Origin of the sequence: Microbacterium sp. (assembly GCF_051953575.1) — a bacterium.
Classification (GTDB): domain Bacteria; phylum Actinomycetota; class Actinomycetes; order Actinomycetales; family Microbacteriaceae; genus Microbacterium.
Genome location: NZ_JBQCIP010000086.1, coordinates 1 through 6,455 on the forward strand (window position 1 = coordinate 1; position 6,455 = coordinate 6,455).

Genomic DNA, 6,455 nt, shown 5'->3' on the forward strand with positions numbered 1-6,455 from the left:
GGACGCCGCCGCCGTCGCGGCGGCCGGCGCGTCGACCGCCGGGCGCGGCAACTCCCCCGGCCGCGGCACGAGCAGCACGATCAGGGCCACGAACGCGAGCACGACGAGCATGGTCCGGACCAGGTCGACCCACGTCCCGCGGACACCCCTGCGGGCCGGGCCGGGAGGAGGCGACGCGGGCTCGTCCGCCCCGGGCGTCGGGGGCGGGGTCTGCGGGCCGGCGGCGGTGCTCACGCGTCCATCGTGCCGCCTCGCCACGGGCGCCGCCGCACCCAGCCCCCGGTACGATCCGTCCCGACCCCGGGAGGCTCACTGTGGACGACGTCCTCGTCGTCGGCGAGGCGCTCGTCGACATCGTGCACCGCGGGTCGGGGATCGTCGAAGAGACGCCCGGCGGGAGTCCCGCGAACGTCGCGCTCACGCTCGGGCGCCTCGACCGCGCACCCGTCCTGGTCACGCGGCTCGGTCGCGACGAGCGGGGCATCCGGCTGCGGCGGTGGCTCGACGAGTCCGGGGTCGAGGTCAGGGGAGTGGATGCCGCACGCACCGCGACCGCGACGGCACACCTCGACCCGTCGGGCGCCGCGACGTACGAGTTCGACCTCGACCGATCTCTGGTCGACGACCCCGCGCAGCTGCCGGAGCTCGTCGGCGACGTCGACCTGCTGCACGTCGGCTCGGTCGCCGCGGTGATCGAGCCGGGCGCGGAGCAGGTCGCGCGCCTCGTCCGCGCCGCGAGGCCTCAGGCTCTCGTGACGTACGACCCGAACATCCGCCCGTCGCTCGTGGACGATGCCTCCGCGGTGCGGGCCCGGGTGGAGGAGCTCGTGGCGCTCGCCGATGTCGTGAAGGCGAGCGACGAGGACCTCCGGTGGCTGCAGCCGGGTGACGACGTGCTCGAGGTCGCCCGCCGATGGGCCGCACGTGGACCATCGTTCGTCGTCGTCACGCTCGGCGCCGACGGGGCGCTGGCGGTCACGGCCGGCGGCGACGTCGTCTCGGTGCCGGGTGTCGCGACCGAGGTCGTCGACACCGTCGGAGCGGGCGACACCTTCATGGGCGCGCTGATCGACGGGCTGCTCTCGGCCGGCGCCACCGGCCGCGGGCTTCGGGCTGCGGGCGGCGGCGGCATCCCCTCCTCCGAACTGGAGGCGCTCCTGCGGCACGGCGCACGCGCGGCGGCGATCACCGTCGCGCGCGCCGGGGCGAACCCGCCGCGGCGCGCCGAGCTCACCACCCTCGCCGCCTGACGCCGGCACCGATCGCACCGCCCCGCCACGGGCGCATTCTGCACACCCTCGCGCGCTGCGCGCATGATCTCGAAGGACTTCCTGTGTTCGATCTTCCCGGTTCCTGGGTCTGGGACTACTGGTTCGCCGACGACGGCGACCGCTACCACCTCTTCTTCCTCTACGCCTCTCGCGCCCTGCACGACCCCGAGGCACGGCACTACCGTGCGTCGATCGGGCACGCGGTCTCGACCGACCTCGTCGAGTGGACGCAGGTGGCCGATGCGCTCGTGCGCAGCGATGCACCCGCGTTCGACGACCTGGCGACGTGGACCGGCTCGGTGGTGCGGCATCCCGACGGCACGTGGTTCCTCTTCTACACCGGCTCGTCGCTCGCGCCCGACGGCAAGAACGTCCAGCGCATCGGGTACGCGACATCGCGCGACCTGGAGGTGTGGACCAAGGCTCCGGGCCCCGTGGCCGAGGCGCGAGGGCCCTGGTACGAGAAGCTGTCGAGCGGCGACTGGCACGACGAGGCCTTCCGCGACCCGTGGGTCTTCGCCGATCCCGACGGCGACGGCTGGCACATGCTCGTCACCGCGCGGGCGCCCGAGGGCCCCGTGTACGGGCGCGGCGTGATCGGTCACGCGTGGTCGGCCGATCTGCGCACGTGGGAGCTGCGCGAGCCGCTGACCGCCCCGAGCGGCGACGGCTTCGGGCAGCTGGAAGTGCTGCAGGCCGAGGTGGTCGACGGTCGCCCCGTCGTGATCTTCTCGTGCCTGGGCGCACACGCGATGCCGTCGCGCCGCGAGACCCGAGGAGGCACCTGGGTCCTCCCCGCCGAGAGCCTGCTCGGACCCTACGACGTGGATGCGGCCTATCCGCTGACCGACGAGAGCCTGTACGTCGGGCGTCTGCTGCGTCGGCGGGACGACGGTCAGTGGCTGCTGTTCGCGTTCCGCAACGCCGGGGACGACGGCGGATTCGTCGGCGGCATCACCGACCCGATGCCGGTCGCGTGGAAGGGCGGCCGGCTCGTGCGAGTGGATGCCGCCCGCCTGCCGATCGCCTGAGTCGGAGCCGGCCGGGACACCGCGGACGCGCCCCGGCCGGCTCCGCCACCAGACGCGGCGCGTCCGCGCGAGAAGGGATTGACGATGGTGTCAGCTTCAGGACGAGGGCGCACGCGCATGCTCGTCACAACGATCTCGGTGTTGGCGGTGGGAGCGTCCGGGCTGGCGATGCCACCCGCCACGGCCGCGACGACGGCCGACGAGTACCGTGCGCAGTACCACTTCACGGTGCCAGACCACTGGAAGAACGACCCGCAGCGACCGGTCTACGTCGACGGGAAGTTCCACTATTACTACCTCTACAACAGCGACTACGACGCCGATCCGGCGGCGAACTTCGGCACCGCGTGGCGGCTCGCCACCACGTACGACGGCGTCGTCTTCGCCGACCAGGGCGTCGCCGCCCCCAAGAAGACGAACGCGAACTACGACCTCTGGTCGGGGTCCGCCGTGGTCGACACGGCGAACACGGCCGGGTTCGGCGCCGGCGCCGTCGTGATGCTGGTGACGCAGATGGACCACCCGACGCCCGCGCAGCAGGCGAACGCGTCCGGGCCGCAGGCCCAGTTCCTCTGGTACTCGACGGACGGCGGCCGCACCTTCCGCCCCTACGGCGATGCTCCTGTCATACCGAACGGCGGGCGCGCCGACTTCCGCGACCCCAAGGTCGTGTGGGATGCCGAGCGCGGCCGCTGGGTGGCGCTCATCGCCGAACGCGACCGGGTGAGCTTCTACACCTCGCCCGACCTCAAGAGCTGGACGCGCAGGTGGGAGTACGCGAACAGCGGGATCGGCACGATCGAGTGCCCCGACCTGTTCCGCATCCGCGCCGACGACGGGACGGTGAAGTGGGTCTTCGGCGTCAGCGCGAACGGCTACGCGACGAACGAGCCGGCGACGTACGCCTACTGGACGGGCGACTTCGACGGCACGTCGTTCGCGTTCGACCGCGCGACGCCGCAGTGGCTCGACCACGGGTTCGACTGGTACGGCGCGGTCACGTGGGAGGACCCGGCCGCACCGCTGGATCGGCGGTACGCCGTGGGCTGGATGAACAACTGGGACTACGCGCACTCGACGCCGACGTGGGCGGCCGACGGGTTCAACGGCACCGACTCGATCACGCGCGAGGTGCGCCTCAAGCGCTTCGGCCCGTCGTACAGCCTCGTCTCGCAGCCGGTCGCCGCGCTCGCCGGCATCGCCACCTCGCGCACGGCACTGGGCGACGTGACGGTGGACGGCTTCCTGCCGCTCTCGTACCGCGGTGACGCGTACCAGGTGGAGGCCGACGTGACGTGGCAGACCGCGAGGAACCTCGGTCTGCAGCTGCGCCGGTCGGACGACGGCACCCGCCATGCCGACGTCGGCGTCACGACGGACTACGCGTACCTCAACCGCGGTCAGACCGGGTATCCCGCGGGCACCTGGAAGACCGAGAGCCGCACGCCCTTCGGCGGCGCGGCGGGCATGGTGCACCTGCGCGTGCTCGTCGACCGCACCACGATCGAGCTGTTCGTCGACGACGGCCGGTACGTCCAGTCGAGCCAGGTCTTCGCGCCTCCGGGCGACGACGGCATCGCCCTGTACTCGTCGGGCGGCCCGGCCACCTTCCATGACCTGACGATCACCGAGTTCGGCAGCGTCGTCCAGCGGCCCGCCCGGGTGATCGCGGACTTCGAGGGGGCGACGTGGGGGACCGGCTGGACGGCCACGGGCAGCTTCGCCGTCGCGGGTCCCACGGCCGCAGACCTGCGTGGCCAGGTCGGCGCGAAGGTCGCCGACACCTTCGCCGGCGGAGGGGATACCGCGACCGGCGCGATCACGTCGCCGCCGTTCACGATCGACCGCAACGCCCTGCACTTCCTGATCGGCGGCGGGGATCACGCGCTGGGAGTGGATCCGGCGGCCTCCGTGCAGCTGCTGATCGACGGGCAGCCGGTGCGCACCGCCACCGGCGAGGATTCGCCCGATCTGCGTGCTGTCGAATGGGACGTGCGGGAGTTCGCCGGACGGACCGCGCAGTTCCAGATCCTCGACGACGCGACCGGCGCGTGGGGTCACCTCATGGTGGATCAGATCGTGCTCAGCGACTGATGCAGGGCTGGGAGGCTGAGACGTGAGACTTGAGACATGAGACTCCTAGTCCATAGAGTGACAGGGCGGGGATTCTGGGGATCCGTGCACGATCTCAGCGGCCCCATGCCGTGACGGGTCAGGTCGGTGCCGGGCGCTGGGGACCCGGCACCGCGGCCCGTCCGGGACGGTGAGTGCTCAGCGGTCGAGAGTCGCCCGGGCGATAATCGAGACATGCCTGCTTCCAACTCACGATCGCGGCGGCCGGCAGGCGAGACCCGTGCGCTCATGCTCGACGCCGCTGTCGAACGGGTGCATGCCGAAGGGCTGCTGCTCGACTATGCCAACATCGAGATGGAAGACCTCATCCGCGCCGCGGGGGTCCCGCGTTCCACGGTGTTCCGCATCTGGCCCGATCGTGTCGCCTTCGTCGCCGACCTGGTCCGTGCGCTGTTCGAGGCGGATGCAGGCTTCGAGGCCGGGTTCGACGGCGAGACGCTGCAGCTGATCCGGGGCGTGATCGCCGACGGCGCCGGCGCCGATGGGCGCGACGCACGCGAGATCGCGCTCCGACGCGCCGTCCGGCTCGCCGTCGCCCACAACATCGTCGCGGTCGAGGACTCCGTGGCGTATCGGGCCTACCGGACGATGTCGGCGGCCCTCGCGAGCGGCGACAGCGTGCCGGGCGGCGATGAGATCCGGGCGCTGCTGATCGAGATCGAGGACCGGTACCTGGAGCGGATGGCGGCGATGTACCGCGCGCTCAACGACGCGCTCGGGCTGCGGATGCGGCCCGGCGTGGACGCCCGGGATCTCGCGGTCGCGATCATGGCCACGATCGACGGGATGTCGGACCACCGCCGCATCGCCCCCGCGAGGGTCGACACCTCACGCCACGTGGCGCTGGGTGACGACGAGCCCGAAGAGTGGCACGTGGCGGCCCTCGCGGTCTACGGCGTGTACGCCATGTTCACCGAGCCCGACGCCTGAGCGCAGCGGCGCCTCAGGCGTCCGGCGCGCTCCAGCTCAGCGATTCGATGTAGCGCAGCAGCACGCCCTCGCGCAGCGCCCACGGAGAGACCTCGAGCTCGTCGACATCGAGCGCCCGCATGGCCTCGTGCAGCACCACGGCGCCGGCGACGATCTGGAACGTGCGGTCGGGGGTGATGCCCGGAAGCTCCTGGCGGGCGGACGCGGGGATGCGGGCGAGTCGGGGGATCCACGAGCCGAGCGCGGCGCGGGGGAGTAGCATCCGCTCGATCCCCGACCAGCCGGGGACCGGGTAGCCGACGAGCTTCGCCAGCGACCGGATCGCCTTCGACGAGCCCACGACGTGGTCGGGCCGGGCCAGCGACCCGAACGACTCCGCGACCGGCGCGAGCGTCGCGCGCGCGTGCTGGCGCAGCCGGTCGACCGCGTCTTCGCCCGGCGGGTCGTCGGGGAGGAACTGGATCGTCATGCGTCCTGCACCGAGGGGGACGGACGCCGCCGCCTCGGGCAGCTCGTCGGCTCCGGCCGCGAGCTCGAGCGAGCCGCCGCCGATGTCGAACAGCAGGATCTGGCCGGCCGCCCACCCGAACCACCGGCGGACGGCGAGGAACGTGTACCGCGCCTCGGTCTCTCCGCCGAGGACCTGGAGGGGCTGCCCGAGCGCCTCCTCGATGAGCGCGATGACGGCAGGGCCGTTCGTCGCCTCGCGCACGGCGCTGGTCGCGGTCGCGAGCAGCTCGTCGACATGCTCGGCGGCGGCGACCTCGCGCGCCTCCGACACAGCGGCCACGAGGGCTGTGACGCCTTCGTCGGTGATCGAGCCGTCGGGCGCGAGGTAGCGCATGAGGCGCAGCACCGTGCGCTTGCTCGTGGCGGCCAGCGGTCGCCCGCCGGGCCTCACATCGGCGACGAGCAGGTGGACCGTGTTCGAGCCGATGTCGAGAACTCCCAAGCGCACGGACAAAGAGTAGCGGGGCGGCCCCCGCTGGGGGGGCCGGGGCGGGCGCCGGCTGGGCGGGGCGCCGTCCCCCCCCCCGGGCCCCCACACCCCCCCACCACAAGAGAGAGTGAGGCTCTCAGGGCACACCCC

General features: G+C 72.6%; 5 protein-coding genes and 1 pseudogene. 4 read left to right on the plus strand and 2 right to left on the minus strand.

Annotation, left to right across the window (positions count from 1 at the left end):
- Positions 1-234, minus strand: a pseudogene (locus tag ACTHNQ_RS06120) (hypothetical protein); the annotation flags it as partial.
- 80 nt (positions 235-314) lie between these two features.
- Here ACTHNQ_RS06120 and ACTHNQ_RS06125 point away from each other — a divergent pair.
- From ACTHNQ_RS06125 to ACTHNQ_RS06140, 4 genes are all read left to right on the plus strand, one after another.
- Positions 315-1,250 (plus strand): carbohydrate kinase family protein, encoded by a 936-nt coding sequence (locus ACTHNQ_RS06125; protein WP_440332008.1) that lies wholly within the window; start codon positions 315-317, stop codon positions 1,248-1,250.
- Positions 1,251-1,333: 83 nt separating this feature from the next.
- A complete protein-coding gene (locus ACTHNQ_RS06130; RefSeq protein WP_440332010.1) occupies positions 1,334-2,302 on the plus strand; it encodes a family 43 glycosylhydrolase in 969 nt (322 codons plus the stop codon).
- Between the two features lie 117 nt (positions 2,303-2,419).
- On the plus strand, positions 2,420-4,396 hold the full coding sequence (locus ACTHNQ_RS06135) for a glycoside hydrolase family 32 protein (protein WP_440332012.1): 1,977 nt from the start codon (positions 2,420-2,422) through the stop codon (positions 4,394-4,396).
- Between the two features lie 213 nt (positions 4,397-4,609).
- Entirely contained in the window at positions 4,610-5,365 is a 756-nt protein-coding gene (locus ACTHNQ_RS06140) for a TetR/AcrR family transcriptional regulator (RefSeq protein WP_440332014.1), read from the plus strand.
- A gap of 13 nt (positions 5,366-5,378) precedes the next feature.
- On the opposite strand, the gene ACTHNQ_RS06145 is transcribed toward ACTHNQ_RS06140, so the two are convergent.
- Entirely contained in the window at positions 5,379-6,323 is a 945-nt protein-coding gene (locus ACTHNQ_RS06145; RefSeq protein ID WP_440332016.1) for a Ppx/GppA phosphatase family protein, read from the minus strand.
- Positions 6,324-6,455 lie beyond the last annotated feature (132 nt).